Origin of the sequence: Streptomyces gilvus (genome assembly GCF_022513565.1) — a bacterium.
Lineage (GTDB): Bacteria > Actinomycetota > Actinomycetes > Streptomycetales > Streptomycetaceae > Streptomyces > Streptomyces gilvus.
In genome coordinates this window covers 252,136-270,380 of the sequence record NZ_JAKWBE010000006.1, presented here as the reverse complement: position 1 = coordinate 270,380, position 18,245 = coordinate 252,136, and the positions used below count along the sequence as shown (strand labels likewise).

At 70.8% G+C, this 18,245-nt stretch carries 17 protein-coding genes and 1 pseudogene; 13 read left to right on the top strand and 5 right to left on the bottom strand.

Annotation, left to right across the window (positions count from 1 at the left end; all coding sequences use genetic code 11):
* Positions 1 to 13: 13 nt before the first annotated feature.
* The 5 genes from MKW14_RS12705 (at position 14) to MKW14_RS12685 (ending at position 6,844) form a co-directional block, all read left to right on the top strand.
* Positions 14 to 1,927 carry a copper resistance CopC/CopD family protein gene (locus tag MKW14_RS12705; RefSeq protein WP_240862233.1) on the top strand — a complete coding sequence of 638 codons (1,914 nt, stop codon included), beginning with the start codon at positions 14 to 16 and terminating at the stop codon, positions 1,925 to 1,927.
* An 8-nt stretch (positions 1,928 to 1,935) separates the two neighbouring features.
* Positions 1,936 to 3,225 carry an iron uptake transporter deferrochelatase/peroxidase subunit gene (efeB, locus tag MKW14_RS12700; RefSeq protein WP_240862231.1) on the top strand — a complete coding sequence of 430 codons (1,290 nt, stop codon included), beginning with the start codon at positions 1,936 to 1,938 and terminating at the stop codon, positions 3,223 to 3,225.
* A gap of 60 nt (positions 3,226 to 3,285) precedes the next feature.
* Positions 3,286 to 4,218 (top strand): prephenate dehydratase, encoded by a 933-nt coding sequence (pheA, locus tag MKW14_RS12695; protein WP_240862229.1) that lies wholly within the window; start codon positions 3,286 to 3,288, stop codon positions 4,216 to 4,218.
* A 551-nt stretch (positions 4,219 to 4,769) separates the two neighbouring features.
* Entirely contained in the window at positions 4,770 to 6,047 is a 1,278-nt protein-coding gene (serS, locus tag MKW14_RS12690) for a serine--tRNA ligase (protein WP_240862227.1), read from the top strand.
* Entirely contained in the window at positions 6,044 to 6,844 is an 801-nt protein-coding gene (locus tag MKW14_RS12685) for an HAD family hydrolase (protein WP_240862224.1), read from the top strand. The genes serS and MKW14_RS12685 overlap by 4 nt, the downstream gene beginning before the upstream one ends.
* A 407-nt stretch (positions 6,845 to 7,251) precedes the next feature.
* Here the strand turns inward: MKW14_RS12685 and MKW14_RS12680 are convergent, their stop codons facing one another.
* The 5 genes from MKW14_RS12680 to MKW14_RS12660 all read right to left on the bottom strand — a co-directional run bounded on the left by MKW14_RS12680 (position 7,252) and on the right by MKW14_RS12660 (position 11,047).
* Positions 7,252 to 7,458 (bottom strand): SGM_3592 family protein, encoded by a 207-nt coding sequence (locus MKW14_RS12680; protein WP_441349306.1) that lies wholly within the window; start codon positions 7,456 to 7,458, stop codon positions 7,252 to 7,254.
* An 81-nt stretch (positions 7,459 to 7,539) separates the two neighbouring features.
* Positions 7,540 to 8,259 carry an ABC transporter permease subunit gene (locus MKW14_RS12675; RefSeq protein ID WP_240862221.1) on the bottom strand — a complete coding sequence of 240 codons (720 nt, stop codon included), beginning with the start codon at positions 8,257 to 8,259 and terminating at the stop codon, positions 7,540 to 7,542.
* A gap of 10 nt (positions 8,260 to 8,269) precedes the next feature.
* Positions 8,270 to 9,181 (bottom strand): ABC transporter ATP-binding protein, encoded by a 912-nt coding sequence (locus tag MKW14_RS12670; RefSeq protein ID WP_240862218.1) that lies wholly within the window; start codon positions 9,179 to 9,181, stop codon positions 8,270 to 8,272.
* Positions 9,178 to 10,095 carry an ABC transporter permease gene (locus MKW14_RS12665; RefSeq protein WP_240862217.1) on the bottom strand — a complete coding sequence of 306 codons (918 nt, stop codon included), beginning with the start codon at positions 10,093 to 10,095 and terminating at the stop codon, positions 9,178 to 9,180. Before MKW14_RS12665 ends, MKW14_RS12670 begins: the two co-directional genes overlap by 4 nt.
* Entirely contained in the window at positions 10,085 to 11,047 is a 963-nt protein-coding gene (locus MKW14_RS12660) for an ABC transporter ATP-binding protein (RefSeq protein ID WP_240862341.1), read from the bottom strand. The genes MKW14_RS12665 and MKW14_RS12660 overlap by 11 nt, the downstream gene beginning before the upstream one ends.
* A gap of 236 nt (positions 11,048 to 11,283) precedes the next feature.
* On the opposite strand from MKW14_RS12660, the pseudogene MKW14_RS12655 reads away from it, so the two are divergent.
* The 8 genes and pseudogenes from MKW14_RS12655 to MKW14_RS12620 all read left to right on the top strand — a co-directional run bounded on the left by MKW14_RS12655 (position 11,284) and on the right by MKW14_RS12620 (position 18,236).
* Positions 11,284 to 11,839 (top strand): annotated as a pseudogene (locus MKW14_RS12655) (M24 family metallopeptidase).
* Positions 11,836 to 13,596, top strand: coding sequence for an SDR family oxidoreductase (locus tag MKW14_RS12650; protein WP_240862216.1), 1,761 nt, complete (start codon positions 11,836 to 11,838; stop codon positions 13,594 to 13,596). Before MKW14_RS12655 ends, MKW14_RS12650 begins: the two are co-directional and overlap by 4 nt.
* Entirely contained in the window at positions 13,593 to 14,219 is a 627-nt protein-coding gene (locus tag MKW14_RS12645; RefSeq protein ID WP_240862214.1) for a metal-dependent hydrolase, read from the top strand. The genes MKW14_RS12650 and MKW14_RS12645 overlap by 4 nt, the downstream gene beginning before the upstream one ends.
* Complete coding sequence (locus MKW14_RS12640) at positions 14,216 to 15,154, top strand: MerR family transcriptional regulator (protein ID WP_240862213.1); 939 nt, start codon at positions 14,216 to 14,218, stop codon at positions 15,152 to 15,154. The genes MKW14_RS12645 and MKW14_RS12640 overlap by 4 nt, the downstream gene beginning before the upstream one ends.
* Positions 15,155 to 15,276: 122 nt before the next feature.
* A complete protein-coding gene (locus MKW14_RS12635; protein ID WP_240862211.1) occupies positions 15,277 to 15,825 on the top strand; it encodes an RNA 2'-phosphotransferase in 549 nt (182 codons plus the stop codon).
* 18 nt (positions 15,826 to 15,843) lie between these two features.
* A complete protein-coding gene (locus tag MKW14_RS12630) occupies positions 15,844 to 16,290 on the top strand; it encodes a hypothetical protein (protein ID WP_240862209.1) in 447 nt (148 codons plus the stop codon).
* Between the two features lie 50 nt (positions 16,291 to 16,340).
* A complete protein-coding gene (locus MKW14_RS12625) occupies positions 16,341 to 17,246 on the top strand; it encodes an LLM class flavin-dependent oxidoreductase (RefSeq protein ID WP_240862208.1) in 906 nt (301 codons plus the stop codon).
* Positions 17,247 to 17,366: 120 nt separating this feature from the next.
* Entirely contained in the window at positions 17,367 to 18,236 is an 870-nt protein-coding gene (locus MKW14_RS12620; RefSeq protein WP_240862205.1) for an HAD hydrolase family protein, read from the top strand.
* Positions 18,237 to 18,245: the final 9 nt, after the last annotated feature.

The following is an 18,245-nucleotide window of genomic DNA, read 5'->3' as shown; positions in this document are numbered from 1 at the left end:
GGAAGGCACGACCGTGACACCGACCATCACCCCCCGCCGACTGCGGGCCCTGGTGCTGCTGTTCCTGGCCGTCGCCGGCGCACTGCTCGCCGGCGCCGGACCGGCCTCGGCGCACGCCGCACTGAACGGAAGCGACCCCGCGCAGGGGGTGGTGGTCGACAAGGCTCCCACCGAGGTCGCGCTGACCTTCTCCGAGAAGGTCGCCACGAACTCCGACTCCCTGCGCGTGCTCGACCCCAAGGGCAAGCGGGTCGACACCGCCAAGCCGTCGAACATCAGCGGCACCACCTACGCCGTGCCCCTGCACAGCGGACTGGCCGACGGCACCTACACGGTGTCCTGGCAGGTCGTGTCGGCCGACAGCCATCCCGTCTCCGGTGCCTTCACCTTCTCCATCGGCTCCCCCTCCAAGACCTCGGTCAAGGCGGTCGGCCAGGAGGTCGGCGGCGGGGTCGTCGGCTGGCTGTACGGCTTCGGGCGGTACATGTCGTACGCCGGCTTCATCGTGATGGTCGGCGGCGCGGCCTTCGTCATCGGCTGCTGGCAGCGCGGATCGGGTGTACGGCCGCTGCAGCGGCTCGTGGTCTCGGGGTGGCTCTCGCTCACCGCGGCGACGCTCCTCCTGCTGCTCCTGCGCGGTTCGTACACCAGCACCGGCAAGGTCGGCGACATCTTCGACCTCGGCCTGCTGGGACAGGTGCTGCAGACCAAGTCGGGCGCGGCCCTGGTGTCCCGGCTGCTGCTGCTCGCCGCTGCGGCCCTGTTCATCGCCGTGCTGTTCGGCGCGTACGACAAGCGCGAGGACGGCGAGAAGCGGGACCTGACGTTCGGGCTCGCGATCGGCGGGGTCGTGGTGTCCGCGGGGCTCGCGGCGAGCTGGGCCATGGCCGAGCACGCCTCGACGGGGCTGCAGCCGGGCATCGCCATGCCGGTCGACGTGATCCATCTGCTGGCCGTCGCGGCCTGGCTGGGCGGACTCACCGCCCTGCTGGTCGCCCTGTACCTCTCCCGGACACCGATCGAGGCCGCCGCGGTACGACGCTTCTCGACCGTCGCCTTCGGCAGTGTCCTCGCGGTGGTGGCGACCGGCGTCTACCAGTCGTGGCGCCAGCTCGGCTCCTGGTCGGCGTTCACCGACACCGCGTACGGACAGCTGCTCCTCGTCAAGATCGGGCTCGTGGCGCTGCTCGTCGGCATCGCGTCGATCTCGCGGCGCTGGACGGCCCGGCTGGTGGACACCGTGCCCGCCAAGGCGGGCAAGCGGGAGAAGGAGCACGTCAGCGCGGGCACCGGCGGGAAGAAGGGCGCCGCGGGCGGGACGAAGACCGGCGGCGACTCCAAGCGGGCCGCCCAGCTCGCCCGCCAGCAGGCGGCCATGGACACGGCACGGCAGAAGCAGCGGCGCGACGCCGACCCCCACCGCTTCGGGCTGCGGCGCTCCGTGCTCGCCGAGGCGGGGGTGGCCGTCGTGCTGCTCGCGGTCACCACCGTGCTGACGCAGACCGAGCCGGGCCGTACCGAGCAGGACGCCAAGGCGGCCGCCTCCACCTCGTCGGCCTCCTCCTCCGCCTCGGACTCCTCCTCCGGCGCGCTCACGCTGACCATGCCCTTCGACACGGGCGGCAGCGACGGCAAGGGCGTGGTGTCGGTCGACCTCGATCCCGCGGGCGTGGGCGCCAACGAGATGCACGTCTACGTCACCCGGCCCAACGGCCGCGCCTTCGACGTCCCCGAGGTGAAGATCGCCTTCACCCTCGACGCCAAGAAGATCGGGCCGCTGCCCGTCTCTCCCGACCACGTCACCACCGGGCACTGGGCGGCGAACGGGGTGCAGATCCCGATGGCCGGCGACTGGAAGGTCGCCGTCACCGTGCGCACCTCCGACATCGACCAGGTGACCGTCTCCAAGAACGCGCAGATCGGCTGAACCGCACCATGGCTGACCAGACCAGTCCGCAGGCCCGGACCCCGCTCGACCCGGGTGTCCCTCCGCAGAGCCCCGCCCGGGACGGCATCTCGCGCCGCGCCCTGCTCGGCACCGCCGGCGCCACCGGGCTCGTGCTCGGCGCGGCAGGGGGTGCCGTGGGGTATTCCGCGGCGCCCTCCGAGGCCACGCCGTTGACCTCCGTCGGCGCGAACATGGCAATGTTTCACGGGAAACATCAGCCCGGCATCACCGACGGTCTCCAGGCGCGCGGCCACCTCGTGGCCTTCGACCTGGTGGCGGGCGCCGGCCGCAAGGAGGCGGCCGCCCTGCTGCGCCGCTGGTCGGCGACGGCCGAGCGGTTCATGGCGGGCGAGCCGGCGGCGAGCGACGACACGGACGTGGCCCGCGACGCCGGACCCTCGTCGCTGACGATCACCTTCGGCTTCGGGCACAGCTTCTTCGCCCGGACCGGCCTGGAGAAGCAGCGGCCCGTCTCCCTCGACCCGCTGCCGGACTTCTCCTCCGACCAGCTCGACAAGGCCCGCAGCGACGGCGATCTGTGGGTGCAGATCGGCGCCGACGACGCCCTGGTCGCCTTCCACGCCCTGCGCGCGATCCAGAAGGACGCCGGAAACGCGGCGAAGGTCCGCTGGCAGATGAACGGCTTCAACCGCACCCCGGGCGCCACGGCCCACCCCATGACGGCACGCAATCTCATGGGCCAGATCGACGGCACGCGCAATCCGAAGCCGACGGACGCCGACTTCGACCGGCGCGTTTTCGTGCCGGCGTCCGGCTCGAAGGACCCGTCCTGGATGGCCAACGGCTCCTACGCCGTCGTACGCCGCATCCGGATGCTGCTGGACGACTGGGAGAAGCTCTCGCTCACCGCCCAGGAGAACGTCATCGGGCGCCGCAAGTCCAACGGCGCGCCGCTGTCGGGCGGCTCGGAGACGACCCCGATGGACCTGGAGAAGACGGACGCCAAGGGCGAGTACGTCGTCCCCGTCAACGCCCATTCCCGCATCACCCGGCCCGACCAGAACGGCGGGGCGGCGATCCTGCGGCGACCGTTCTCCTACCACGACGGCATCGACGCCGACGGAGTGCCGGACGCGGGTCTGCTCTTCGTCTGCTGGCAGGCCGACCCGCTGCGCGGCTTCGTCACCCTCCAGCGCAAGCTCGACCGCGGGGACGCCCTGTCGAAGTACATCCGCCACGAGTCGAGCGGCCTGTTCGCGGTGCCGGGCGGCGCCGCGAAGGGGGAGTACGTGGGTCAGGCGCTGCTGGAGGGCTGACGGGGGGGGCTTCGCCGCGACGCGTGGGCCGTCTTCCGCAAGGGCCATTAGGGTGAGGTCATGCCTGCGAGCTACGCCTATCTCGGTCCCGAGGGCACCTTCACCGAGGCCGCCCTGCGCACGCTGCCCGAGGCGGCCACGCGGGAGCTGGTCCCGTACGTGTCCGTCCAGTCCGCGCTCGACGCGGTCCGCTCCGGCGAGGCCGAGGCCGCGTTCGTGCCGATCGAGAACTCCGTCGAGGGCGGGATCACCACCACCCTCGACGAACTGGTGGCGGGCGCGCCGCTGATGATCTACCGCGAGGTGCTGCTGTCGATCACCTTCGCGCTGCTGGTCAGGCCGGGCACGAAGCTGTCGGACGTCAAGACCGTCTCCGCGCATCCGGCCGCCCAGCCGCAGGTGCGCAACTGGCTGCGCGCGAACCTCCCGGACGCGCACTGGGAGTCGGCCGCCTCGAACGCGGACGCGGCCCGGCTGGTCCAGGAGGGTCAGTACGACGCCGCGTTCGCCGGTGAGTTCGCCGCCGCCCTGTACGGGCTGGACGCGCTGGAGACCGGCATCCACGACGCCGAGAACGCCCAGACCCGTTTCGTGCTGGTCGGCCGTCCCGCCCGTCCGGCGGCCCCGACCGGCGCGGACAAGACGTCGGTCGTGCTGTGGCAGCGTGACGACCACCCCGGCGGTCTGCGGGATCTGCTGGGCGAGTTCGCCACCCGCGGCATCAACCTGATGCTGCTCCAGTCCCGCCCGACCGGCGCCGGCATCGGCAACTACTGCTTCTGCGTCGACGCCGAGGGCCATATCTCCGACCGCCGGGTGGCCGAGGCCCTGATGGGGCTGAAGCGGATCTGCCTGGAGGTGCGGTTCCTCGGTTCGTACCCGCGTGCTGACGTCGGTGTCGAGGACGTGAGCGCTCCGCGGGCCGGGACCTCGGACGAGGAGTTCGTGGCGGCGTCGGACTGGGTGGCGCGCTGCCAGGACGGACGTTTCTAGCGTGTTAACGGACGCTGTGCACCGGTCCGACCTGCAGATTTTCGTTATCCACAGGAGTTATCCACAGGTCCGCTTCTCGACCTGGGGACAAGTCGACATCGAAGGGCGACTGTGTCGACAAATCTGCCCTTCGACCGCTGCCATGTCCCCATGTACGCACATCGCCGTTCGTCCACTCGTTTCCTTTAGGCAATCCTTTGGGGCGACCCCTTTCCACTCGAAAGTGGGGGCAAGAGCGGGTTTGGGCAGGGAATCCTCGCTGTGATCCCCCGGTTTCGGAGTGATCGATTCCGAAATCCACAGATCCTCCGCACAGCCTGTGGATAACTCTTCGGAGGGTGTGGACACCTGTGGACAACCGATCCCCAAATCCCGTTCCGCACAAGGGAATCCGGTCAACCCGGCGCCGACGACGTGATCCGTCTCGGGGAGTGGGATGCCTTTTGTTGACACGCTGCGCATTTCCCTCATAACACCATGTAAAGGTCTTTTCGTGATCGTTGGAATGGTTGAGTCGTGAGCCGTATCCCCGCACCGGTAGCCTTGGCCACGTGATTGACCTTCGCCTGCTCCGTGAGGACCCCGACCGTGTGCGCGCGTCCCAGCGCGCCCGTGGAGAGGACGTCGCGCTCGTCGACGCTCTCCTGTCTGCAGACGAGCGGCGCAGGTCCTCCGGCGTCCGCTTCGACGAGCTGCGTGCCGAGCAGAAGCAGCTCGGCAAGCTCATCCCCAAGGCCACGGGTGACGAGAAGGCCGAGCTGCTGAAGAAGGCCGGCCAGCTCGCCGCCGACGTCAAGGCCGCCGACGCCGAGCGCGACGCGGCCGACGCCGAGACCCAGGAGCTGCTGCTCCGGCTCGGCAACCTCGTCCACCCCGACGTGCCCGTCGGCGGCGAGGAGGACTTCGTCACCCTCGAGACGCACGGCACGATCCGCGACTTCGGCGCCGAGGGCTTCGAGCCCAAGGACCACCTGGAGCTCGGCACCCTGCTCGGCGCGATCGACGTGGAGCGCGGCGCCAAGGTCTCCGGCTCCCGCTTCTACTTCCTCACCGGCGTCGGCGCCCTGCTCGAGCTGGCGCTCGTCAACGCCGCGATCGCCCAGGCCACCGAGGCCGGCTTCACGCCGATGCTGACGCCCGCCCTGGTGCGTCCCCAGTCGATGGCGGGCACGGGCTTCCTCGGCCAGGCGGCCCAGGACGTCTACCGCCTCGACAACGACGACCTCTACCTGGTCGGCACCTCCGAGGTCCCCCTCGCCGCGTACCACATGGACGAGATCCTCGACGTCGACCGCCTGCCGCTGCGCTACGCGGGCTTCTCGCCGTGCTTCCGCCGCGAGGCCGGCTCGCACGGCAAGGACACCCGGGGCATCTTCCGCGTCCACCAGTTCGACAAGGTGGAGATGTTCTCCTACGTCGCCCCCGAGGACTCCGAGGCGGAGCACCGGCGGCTGCTGGAGTGGGAGAAGCAGTGGCTGAGCTCGCTGGAGCTGCCGTTCCGGGTCATCGACGTCGCCTCCGCCGACCTCGGCGCCTCGGCCGCCCGCAAGTTCGACTGCGAGGCGTGGATCCCGACGCAGGGCAAGTACCGCGAGCTGACCTCCACCTCGGACTGCACCGAGTTCCAGTCCCGGCGGCTGCAGATCCGCGTCCGTGACGGCAAGCAGGTCAAGCCGCTGGCGACGCTCAACGGCACACTGTGCGCCGTACCGCGCACGATCGTGGCGATCCTGGAGAACCACCAGCAGGCCGACGGCTCCGTGTACGTGCCGCCGGTGCTGCGCCCGTACCTGGGCGGCCGGGAGGTCCTGGAGCCGGTCGCCAAGTGACCGACTTCCCCTACCGGCTGGTCGCGACCGACCTCGACGGAACGCTGCTGCGCTCCGACGAGTCGGTCTCGCGGCGCACCCGTGACGCCCTCGCCGCGGCCGCCGCGGCGGGCGCCGCGCACATCGTCGTCACCGGCCGCGGAGCGCCGTGGACCCGGCACATCCTGGACGACCTCGGCTACGACGGCCTCGCCGTCTGCGGTCAGGGCGCACAGGTCTACGACGCCAACGAGCACCGGCTGCTGACATCCGTGACGCTGGACCGGCAGCTGGCCGGCGTCGCCCTGGCCAAGATCGAGGCGGAGGTCGGCCCCCTGCACCTGGCGGCGAGCCGGGACGGGCTGGACGGCGACGTCCTGGTCGGTCCGGGCTACGCGGTCACCGGCGCACTGCCCTCCGTTCCCTTCACGGACGCGGCCGACCTGTGGGCCGCCCCGCTGAACAAGATCTACATACAGCATCCGACGCTCGGCGACGACGAACTGGCCGAGGCGGCCCGCCAGGCCGCGGGCGGCTTCGTCACGGTCGCGATGGCGGGCGCGGGCATCGTGGAACTGCTGCCGCTGGGCCTCTCGAAGGCGACGGGACTGTCGCTGGCGGCACGCAGGCTCGGTGTGAAGGCGGCGGAGACCATCGCCTTCGGCGACATGCCGAACGACATCCCGATGTTCGCCTGGGCGTCCCACGGGGTGGCCATGGCCAACGCCCACGAGGAGCTCAAGGCGGTGGCCGACGAGGTGACGGCCTCCAACGAGGAGGACGGCATCGCGGTGGTGCTGGAGCGGTTGCTGGCGTAGCCGCCTCAGGTCCGCGCGGCTGCGGGCAGTGGTGCCGCCGGGGCGGCACGGGTGAGCGCGGCGGCACCTGTCGATGCCGAGGTGCGCGACCGACCCGGCCGCCCCAGCGGAGGGTGCCCCCTTGCAGCAGGGGGCGGAAAGGGAAGGCGGCCCACGCGAGAGCGACGTCGCGTGCTCGAAGCGGCCGCCCGGGCAACTCCCCGTGCGGTGCGGGTTCGACGGTGGGGTAACTACACCGGAACCCGCCGCGAGCTGCCCTGTCGGGAGCTCGACGGACTGTCGTGCATGGACATCGCCGGCTCCTCTCCCAGAACGTGGCGCCGGACTCGTCGTCCGGCGGAGTGGACACAACCACTGTGCCTGTCGGACGAGTTGGACGCCACCGAATAAAACGGCCGTACGACGGGCTACCGCCGCCGCCACTTCCGGCGGCGCCCCTTGCTGAAGAACCACCCGGCGGGCGGCTCGTCGGAGCGCCAGGGCTGCGGCTCCGGCTCCTCGTCGCGCCAGCGGGCGGCGAGCATCCGGGCGCGGGCTGAGGGTTCGGTCGTCTCGGCGGACCGTATGAAGTTCTCGTCCAGGACGAGGTCGTCCCAGTTGTCGGCCATCCCCATTCCTCTCAGCCCACGCCCGCTCTTCCCCTTTTGCCCAGTGTGCCCGGACAGTGGTGAAGTCCCTGTCAATAAGGCCTGTGTCTACTCCTCGCCCGCCAGCGTCAGCGACCGCAGTTTCTGTCCCGCGTACCAGGTGGCCAGGACGGTCACCGCGACCAGGAACACCGTCGCCGTGGTCAGACCGACGTCCGAGGTCACCAGGTCCCCGCCGGCCACCTTGTGGGCGACGGCCAGCGACCACTGCTGGACGCTGAGCGTGCGCGCGCCGGGCACCAGGGAGCCGAACAGGGCCTCCCAGACGAGGGCGTAGACGAGTCCGAAGACCACCGCGTGCCGGGACACCGTGCCCAGCAGCAGGAACAGCGCCGCGTAGGCGATCGAGGAGACCAGGGCCGCGACCGTGTAGGCGACCGCGATCTGCTGGCCGTTGCCGTTGAGGATGAACCCGGCGATCAGGGTCGGCAGCGCCGAGAAGACCATGGTGACCGCGATCGCCACGATCAGCTTGGTGAAGATGATCGTCGGGCGCTTGAGCGGCTTGGACAGCAGGTACACCACGGAGCCGTCGTCGATCTCCGGGCCGATCGCGCCCGTACCGGCGATGACACCGATGATCGGCACCATCGTGGCGAGCGCGAGCCCGCCCAGCAGGTTGGCGGCCGTCTGGTCGTCGGCTCCGGCGAGAGCGCGGACGACGACGGAGATGACGATGAGCAGCAGGGGCAGGGCGCCCAGGATGAGGGCCCGGCGACGGCCGAGCAGGGCCCGGTAGGTGAGCCGGGCGACGGTGGGGTCGTACATCTTCGGCCTCCTACGCCGCGACCAGGTATGAGAAGACGGACTCGAGGGACTCGTCGGACGGCGAGACCGTGAGCAGCCGGATGCCGTGGTCGCGGGCGACCCGGGGCAGCAGGGCGGTGAAGCGGCCGAAGTCGACGGCCTGGACGCGCAACGCGCCCTCCGCGAGGTCGACCTCGATGCCGGACGTCGACGGGTCGGCGATCAGCGCGGCCGCGAGGGCGCGGTCGTCGCTGGAGCGCACCAGGTAGCGGTGCGGACGGTCGGTCATCAGCCGGCGGATCTTGCGGAAGTCGCCGCTGGCCGCGTGCCGACCGGCCACGACGACCTCGATGTGCCAGGCGAGCTGCTCGACCTCTTCGAGGATGTGGGACGAGAACAGCACCGTGCGGCCCTCGTCGCCCATCCGCCGCAGCAGGTCCATCAGCTGCATCCGCTGGCGCGGGTCCATGCCGTTGAAGGGCTCGTCCAGCAGGAGCAGTGAGGGGTCGTGGACCAGCGCGGACGCCATCTTCACGCGCTGGCGCATGCCCTTGGAGTACGTGGAGATCTTGCGGTCCTGCGCGTACTCCATCTCGACCGTCGCGAGAGCCCGCTGGGCGGCCTTGTCGCCGAGGCCGTGCAGCTCGGCGTTGGCGACGACGAATTCGCGGCCGGTGAGGAAGTCGTACATCGCCTCGCGCTCGGGGACGATGCCGATCTGCCGGTAGATCGCCTCGTTGCGCCACACCTGCTCGCCGTCGAGGGTGACGGTGCCGGTGGAGGGCGCGAGGAAGCCCGCCATCATGTTGATGAGGGTCGACTTCCCTGCGCCGTTGGGGCCGAGCAGACCGGTGACACCTGGGCCGATGGTCATGGTGATGTCGTTGACGGCGACCACGTTGCCGAACCAGCGGGAGACGTGGTCGATGGAGAGCGTGGTCACAGTCCCACCTTCTTGTAGCGGCGCATCAGGAGGCCGTAGCAGGCGGCGATCAGGCCCAGGACGACGAGCACGTAGACCGCGCCCTCGCCGTTGGTGGGGCCGACCGCGCCGGGGAACGCCGAACTCGCGCCGAGGAAGGCCGACTGGACTCCGTCGATGAGCGTGACGGGCGAGAAGAGGCCGATCCACGGGATGGCGCCGGTGCTGTTCTGCGCGTCGGCGATGGCCTGGAGCGTGGAGACGGCGCCGTAGGAGATGGTCAGTACGGCGATGACGGCCGCGATGCCGAAGCCGCGCCGGGGCGTCACCGAGGCGATGACCAGGCCGATGCCGGCGAAGAGCAGGGAGAGCAGTGCCACGGAGACCAGCCCCTGTGCGAACCCCTTGGTCTGGTGGGCGAAGTCGAGTTTTGCCAGCAGCGCGCCGACGTAGAGCACGATCAGCGGAGCCGCGGTGAGGACGAACATCGCGGAGGCCAGCGCCGCGTACTTCGCGCGGACGTAGTCGGCGGTCTCGATCGGCCGCGAGAAGTACAGCGGGACGGTCTTGAAGCGCAGGTCCCGGGAGACGGACTGGGGCGCCTGCGAGGCGACGTACAGGCTGATGACGGCCTGCATGATGATCGCGTAGCGCGTGTAGTCGGCGGGCAGTTCCTTGGCCTTGGTGGCGACCGCGACGGCGACCATGATGGCCGCGGGCACGCACATCACCACGAACAGCAGCATCGGCAGCACCTTGGACTTGATGGAGCGTCCGAGGCCGTAGGCGCCGCGCAGGGACTGCGAGTAGAGGGAACGGGTGGCGTAGGAGCGGCCGAGGCGGGGGCCGTCGTAGTTGCGGTAGCCGATGTTGTGGATACGGGTCTGGTCACCCGGCGTGGCCGCGGATGCCGACAGGGGCTGCTCAACTGCCATGGACGGCCGCCTCCTTGCGCTGCTCGTCCTCGGTGGTGAAGACCTCCGAGATGTGGTGCCGGCGCTGCTCCATGCGCACGAGGCCCAGGCCCAGGTCGGCGACGACGTCACGGACCAGGTCGTAGGTCTCCTCGCCCTGCGCGGTCAGCAGCAGGACGTGACCCGCGCCCGGCAGGCCGCTGCCCGCCTCGACGCTCACCCCGCGCGCGTGCAGCGCCTCGCGCATCGCGCGCGTGCCGTCGGGGTGCTCGTCGGTGTCGGTGACCTCGACCGCGAGCGTGGTCGTGGTCTGGGTGAAGTCCGTGGTGGAGCTGGAGCGCAGCAGCTTGCCGCCGTCGATGACGACGACGTGGTCGCAGGTGCGTTCGAGTTCGCCCAGGAGGTGGGAGGTGACCAGGACCGAGATGCCGAAGTCGGTGTGGATGCGGCGGATCAGGCCGAGCATCTCGTCCCGGCCGACCGGGTCGAGGCCGTTGGTCGGCTCGTCCAGGAAGACCAGCTGCGGGTCGTGCACCAGGGCCTGCGCGAGCTTCACGCGCTGCTTCATGCCGGTCGAGTAGCCGCCGATGGGGCGGTAGCGCTCCTCGTACAGGCCGACGTGGCGCAGGGTGTCGGCGGTGCGCTCGCGGGCGGCGGTCGGCGGCAGGCCCGACATGCGGGCCATGTGCACGACGAACTCGGTCGCCGAGACGTCCGGCGGCAGACAGTCGTGCTCCGGCATGTAGCCGACCCGCTCGCGGATGGCGGCACCCTTGGTCGCGACGTCGAGCCCGAGCACTTCGGCTCGGCCCTCGGAGGCGGGGGACAGACCCAGCAGGATCTTGATCAGTGTGGACTTGCCGGCTCCGTTCGCTCCGACGAGTCCGGTCACACCGGGCCCGACGTCGACGGAGAGCCGGTCAAGCGCGGTCACCCGGGGGAACCGCTTGCTCAGGCTTTCGGTCGCGATCACAGTCACGCTTCGAAGGTAGTGACCTGGACCACCCCTGTAGTCAGACCCGAGGGCCGTCTTCGTCTCAGCCTCCAGACGTACGGGTCCGTAGGGGATTCCCCTACCTGAGAGCTACGCAGAGTTATCCACAGCCCCGAACCCGGCTATTGACGCAGCCTCTGACGACTGTCACATTCACCGGTGTCACGTTACGGACACGTACCGCGGTCGAGGTACGACGAGGGGCGGGCGGTGGCATGACGACGGCAGTGACGGGCGAACCACCGGCGCGGCTGCGGGGGTTCAGACGGGTGCAGCGCCTCGCCTACGACTGCGCCGAGGCGGTCGCCGCCCGGCTGCGACCGGGGTGACCGAGCGCGAGGCGCCCCGGATGCAGCGGGCCTGGTGCGCGAGATCTACGAGGACGTGGACCGCCTCATGGTCCGCCAGGGCTACGCCAACCGGCACCGCGCCCATTCCTTCGGCGTGATCGCCCCCAAGGTCGGCCGGGTGAAGCGGCGCCGCTGGTCCCCGCACCTCTTCGGGTTCGGCACGCAGGCGCTCAGGGGCCTCGCCTCCGACGCACTGCACGGTCACCGCGAGGGCTGGTCGCCGCTGTGGTCCCCGTACCGCTTCTCCGACCACCCACCGCGGCCGGGTCTGTGGGCCGTCGAGCCCCATCTCGGCTTCCGGGGCACGGGTGTGAAGTTCGAGGAGATCCTGGTCGTCACCGACTCCAGGGATCCCCTGAAGAGCGCCTTCTGGCTGGACGACGATCTGCCGCACATGCGGCGCTGGACGGAGGAGAAGTGACGGAGCTGGAGGGCGCGCGCGAGCGCCGGGTGCGCACGGGCGGCATCGAGCTGTGCGTCGCCGAGCTGGGCGATCCCGGGCGGCCGACGGTCGTGCTGGTGCACGGCTACCCGGACAGCAAGGAGGTGTGGTCCGAGGTGGCCGCACGGCTGGCCGAGCGCTTCCACGTCGTGCTGTACGACGTCCGGGGGCACGGCCGGTCGACGGCGCCGCGGCCCCTGCGCGGCGGTTTCACCCTGGAGAAGCTGACGGACGACTTCCAGGCGGTGATCGACGCCGTCAGCCCGGACCGCCCGGTGCACGTCGTGGGACACGACTGGGGCTCGGTGCAGTCCTGGGAGTTCGTCACCGTCCGGCGCACCGAGGGACGCATCGCCTCCTTCACCTCGATGTCCGGTCCGTCCCTCGACCACTTCGGCCACTGGATCGACGGCCGCCTGAAGCGGCCCACCCCGCGCCGCGTCGGCCAGCTGCTCGGCCAGGGCGCCAAGTCCTGGTACGTCTACCTGCTGCACACGCCCGTGCTGCCCGAGCTGGCCTGGCGCGGCCCCCTCGGCAAGCGCTGGCCCGACATCCTGCGGCGCCTGGAGAAGGTGCCCGGCGGCGACTACCCGACCTCCTCGCTGCCCCGGGACGCGGCGCACGGGGCGTGGCTGTACCGGGACAACGTCCGCGCCCGACTGCGCAGGCCCCGCACCGACGCGTACGCGCACGCGCCCGTGCAGCTCATCACGCCCCTGGGGGACACGTTCCTCTCCGAACGCCTCTACGACGAACTGGAGCAGTGGGTCCCCCGGCTGACCCGCCGCACCCTCCCGGCCAGGCACTGGATACCCCGCACCCGGCCCGACCAACTGGCCGCCTGGATCACCGAGTTCGTGCGGTCGGTCGAGGACGGCGGGCCCGAGACGGTCAAGCCCACCGGGAAGTACGCCGACCGCTTCGGCGGGCAGCTCGTGCTGGTCACCGGCGCGGGCAGCGGCATCGGCCGGGCCACGGCGTTCGCGTTCGCCGAGGCGGGCGCGCGCGTGGTCGCCGTCGACCGGGACGACGAGGCCGCCGCCCGCACCGCCGAGCTGTCCCGGCTGATCGGCGCCCCCGAGGCGTGGGCGGAGACGGTCGACGTCTCCGCCGAGCAGGCCATGGAGAAGCTCGCCGACAAGGTCGCCGCCGAGTACGGCGTGGTGGACGTCCTCGTCAACAACGCCGGGATCGGCCTGGGCGGCTCCTTCCTCGACACGACCCCTCAGGACTGGAAGGAGGTCCTCGACGTCAACCTGTGGGGGGTCATCCACGGCTGCCGGCTCTTCGGGAAGCAGATGGCCGAGCGCGGCCAGGGCGGCCACATCGTCAACATCGCGTCGGCGGTGGCCTACCAGCCCTCCAGGGCGCTGCCCGCCTACAGCACCTCCAAGGCTGCGGTGCTGATGCTGAGCGAGTGCCTGCGCGCCGAACTCGCCGGCCGGGGGATCGGCGTGAGCGCCATATGCCCCGGCTTCGTCAACACGAACATCACCTCCACCGCGCGCTTCGCGGGCGTGGACGCGGAGGAGGAGAAGCGGCGCCAGAAGCGGACGGCACGGCTGTACGGCCTGCGGAACTACCCGCCGGAGAAGGTCGCCGACGCGATCCTGAAGGCGGTCGTGCGCAACCAGGCCGTCGTGCCGGTCACCCCCGAGGCGCGTGGCGCCCGGCTGATGTCCCGCTTCGCCCCGCGCGCGTTGCGGGCGATCGCACGACTGGAACCACCGCTGTGAGCGCGCCGATCGCACCCCGGCGGGTGTCCTTCGACTGGTCGCGCACGCCGCTGCACTGGATACCGGGCGAGCCGACCGCGACGCGCGTGATCAATGTGCTGCACCTGGTGCTGCCGGCCGGTGAGCGGTGGTTCGTGAAGGGGTTCAAGGAAGGGCTGCCGCTGGCCGGGGATCCCGAACTGCTCGCGGACGTCAAGGGGTTCATGGGCCAGGAGGCCACGCACAGCGAGCAGCACGCGTACGTGCTGGACCATCTGGCGGCCCAGCGGCTCGAAACCGCGCACTTCACCTGGTACGTCGACTTCCTCTTCGAGAGGCTGCTGGGCGAGCGACCCCCTTTGCACGCGCCGCTGCCCGCGCGCGAGTGGCTGCGCTTCCGGCTCGCGGTCGTCGCCGCGATCGAGCAGTTCACGGCGGTGCTCGGCGACCGGATCCTGGCCGTCGGCTACTCCCTGGCGGAGCACGACAAGGCCGTGCGCAAAGGTCTGTTGCCGGCCTGGAAAGACCTCGGCGCGGCGATTCCGCGGTATGTCCGGCGGTCCTACCACCCCTCGCAGGAAGGGTCGTTGAGCCGCGCGGTCGCGTACCTGTGCAGCTCACCCGCCGCGAGGAGAGCGGCGTGAGCGGGAGGGACGGATACCGGATCGAGGATCTGGCGCACCGCAGCGGCGCCACGGTCCGTACGATCCGCGCCTACCAGGACCGCGGGCTGCTCCCCCGTCCCGAGCGCCGGGGCCGTGCCAACGTCTACTCCGACGCCCATCTCGTCCGTCTGCGCCAGATCGCCGACCTCCTCGGCCGCGGCTACACCCTGGCGTCCATCAAGGAGCTCCTGGAGGCGTGGGACGCCGGCCGGGGGCTCGGCGGGGTGCTGGGGCTGGTCGCCGAGGTGGACGGACCGTGGACCGACGAGGAGGCGGTACGGATCTCACGCGCCGAGCTGGACGAACGGTTCGGTGGCTCCCCCGATGACCAGGCGGTCGCCGAGGCGGTGGAACTCGGGGTGCTGGAGCGGGTGCCCGGTGGCGAGGAGATCTTCCTCGTGCCCAGCCCCCAAGAGCTGGCGGTCGCGGCCGAGTTGTACGCCGCCGGTGTTCCCCTGTCCGCGATCTCCGGTCATCTGCGGGAGTTGAGGGGGCAGGTCGAGCACATCGCCGTCCGTTTCCTGGAGTTCACCACCGAGCACGTCTTCGCTCGCTATCTGCGGGGACCGCACCGTCCGACCGACGCGGACGCGGCCGAGGCGGCCTCCCTGGTACGGCGTCTGCGGCCGCTGGCGCGGCAGACGGTGGACGCGGAACTGGCGCGGGCGATGCGGTCGTTGGCGGTGCGGCATCTCCGCCAGCAGTTGGAGAACGGGGATGTGCCGGAAGGACGGTCCGTGTCACGCTCCGTGGTCCTGCCCGAGGAGACGATTCGGGCGGTGGAGGGACTGGTTGGGGCGGAGCGGGTGGCGGAGTTCGTGACGTTGGCGGCTGAACGGGAGGTGCGGGCACGGGAGTTGGACGCGCTCACGTCAAGGGGTGGGCCCCCAGTGGATCTTGACGAAGAGGGCTGACATGTCGGGGAGTTGTCCACAGAACTGCCAAGTGGCCTGTGGATAACTACAGTTGGTTGTGGATCAAACCTCCGGGCGAAAATAATCTGCGTGACGCGCGTCTCTCCCGTCATGCTGAGCGGATGGATGAAAGACGCACCGTCAAGGTGTCGAAGTACCTCTCGAAGCACCTGCGCCATCAGCCCGAGCGGATCGGGCTCACGCTGGACGAGGCCGGCTGGGTCGAGATCGACGTGCTGATCGCCGCGGCCGCCGCCCACGACTTCCGCTTCACCCGCGACGAACTCGACCATGTGGTCGCCCACAACGACAAGAAGCGCTTCGCGATCGACGGCACCCGGATCCGCGCCAGCCAGGGCCACAGCATCGAGGTCGAACTGGGCCTCCCCCCGGCGACCCCGCCGCCGTACCTCTACCACGGCACCGTGGCCCGCTACCTGGACGCGATCCGTGCCGAGGGGCTGCGCCCCATGAACCGGCACGACGTCCATCTCTCCGCGGACCGTGAGACGGCGACCCGGGTCGGCGCGCGCCGCGGGCGGCCCGTCGTGCTCTCCGTGGACGCGGGCGCCATGCACCGCGACGGCCATGTCTTCCACGTCAGCGCCAACGGCGTGTGGCTGACACAGGCCGTACCGCCGCGATACCTGAGGTTCCCCGAAGCGCACTGAGCCTGCATGATCCAAGGTATGGACCATCTGCCCACCACCCAGGCCGCCGTCAACGCCCTGTGCGCCATCGCGGCCGAGTACGCGCGCGAGATCGAGGTGAGCCACGACATCGGCGCCGACCAGACCTCCCGCCGCACCGCCGCGGGCATCGGCGTCACCACCGACCCGGACGGCTCCCTGCCGCACGAGGCGTATGCCGAGTTCGGCGGACTGCCCCGGGTGAGTGTGCGGCTCTACCCGGACGACGACGCGCTGATCGAGGTCGAGGGCGTCCAGTGCCCCGACATCGCCCGCGACGACGTCCCCGCCTTCCTCCGCTCCCTCTTCGACGATCTCGCCCACGTCAAGAGCCGCCGCTTTCCGCCCGGCTACTTCCTGATCGTGCCGCTGCCCGGTGACCGTACGCATCGCGAGTACCTGCCGATGCTCACCCTCACCCCCTGGCTCAGCGGCCGCGTGCGATGACGTTGGTGACCGTTTCACGTGAAACCCCGTCGCCCGCTTACGCTCGAGACATGAGTCTGCGTCTGAGCACCGTGATCCTTCCGCACCGCCGCTGGCACGAGGGCGGCCGTACGGCATGGCAGCGGGCCGAGCAGCTCGGCTTCCACACCGCCTACACCTACGACCATCTCTCCTGGCGGGTCCCGTTCCGGGACGGCCCGTGGTTCGGCGCCGTGCCGACGCTGACCGCCGCCGCGGCCGTCACCGAGCGGCTGCGCCTGGGCACGCTGGTGACCTCGCCGAACTTCCGGCACCCGGTCACTCTCGCCAAGGAGCTGATCTCCCTCGACGACATCTCCGGCGGCCGGATCACCCTCGGCATCGGCGCGGGCGGCACCGGCTTCGACGCCACCGCGCTCGGTCAGGAGCCGTGGACCCCGCGCGAACGGGCGAACCGTTTCGCTGAGTTCGTGCCGCTGCTGGACCGGCTGCTGACCGAGGACGAGGTGTCGTACGGGGGCGACTTCTACTCGGCGCACGAGGCGCGCAACATCCCCGGCTGTGTACAGCGGCCCCGGCTGCCCTTCGCCATCGCCGCCACCGGACCCCGCGGGCTGAAGCTGGCCGCGCGGTACGGACAGGCATGGGTGACCACGGGGGACCCCCGGCTGTACGAGAACGGCACTCCGGAACAGTCGGTTCAAGCCATGCGCGGACAGGCCGAGAACCTCGCCGACGCGTGTGCCGCGACCGGCCGGAACACGACGGACATGGACAAGATCCTGCTCACCGGTTTCACCCCGGACCGTGGCCGCCCGCTGGAGTCGCTGGACGCGTTCGTGGACTTCGCGGGCCGGCACCGGGAACTCGGCTTCACCGAGATCGTGATCCACTGGCCCATCCCCGACACCGTCTTCGCCGCCGACGAGAAGGTCTTCGAGCAGATCGCCATGGAGGCGCCCGCCCAGCTGGGCTGACCTCTCGGGGTGTCTTCGCGCCCCACCGCCCCGTGCCCCACCGCCCGTGCGCCACCTGCCCGTGCCCCACCTGTGGGCGCTCCCGCACGGTCGCGCGGGCATGTGCGGGAGAATGGCGCGGTGACCTCAGCGACTCGACAGCCCGAGACCCCGGCCGCAGCCGTACCGCCGCGGCTCATAGCCACCGATCTCGACGGCACCCTGCTGCGGGACGACAAGTCGGTCTCCCCGCGCACGGTCGCCGCTCTCGCCGCCGCCGAGGAAGCGGGCATCGAGGTCTTCTTCGTCACCGGACGGCCGGCCCGCTGGATGGACGTCGTCAGCGACCATGTGCACGGCCACGGCCTGGCGATCTGCGGCAACGGCGCCGCCGTGGTGGACCTGCACGGCGGCCCCGGCGCCCACCGCTTCGTGAAGGTGCGGGAGCTGGCGCGGGAGAACGCGTTGGACGCCGCGCTGCTGCTGCGGGAGGCGGCACCGGGCACGGTGTACGCGATCGAGCAGACCTACGGCTTCCACCAGGAGCCGGACTACCCCGCCCTGCACATGGAGATCCCGGACAACCTCGCCCTCGCCGAGGATCTGCTCGCGCCGGACGGCCCCGGCGCCGCGGAACCGGTGCTGAAGATCCTCGCCTACCACCCCACGATCGATCCGGACGCCTTCCTCACCCTGGCCCGTCTCGCCATCGGCGACCGCGCCACCGTCACCCGCTCCAGCCCCAGCGCCCTGCTCGAGCTCAGCGGCCCCGGCGTCTCCAAGGCCAGCACACTCGCCCTGTGCTGTGCCGAGCGCGGCATCTCGCACGAGGAGGTCGTCGCGTTCGGGGACATGCCGAACGACGTCGAGATGCTGACGTGGGCGGGCCGTTCGTACGCCATGGGCAACGCCCACCCCGACGTCATCGCGGCCGCGTCGGGCCAGACGGTCGCCAACAACGACGACGGGGTGGCGGTCGTGATCGAGCGGATGCTCACCGAGCGGCCGTAGTCGCCGGTC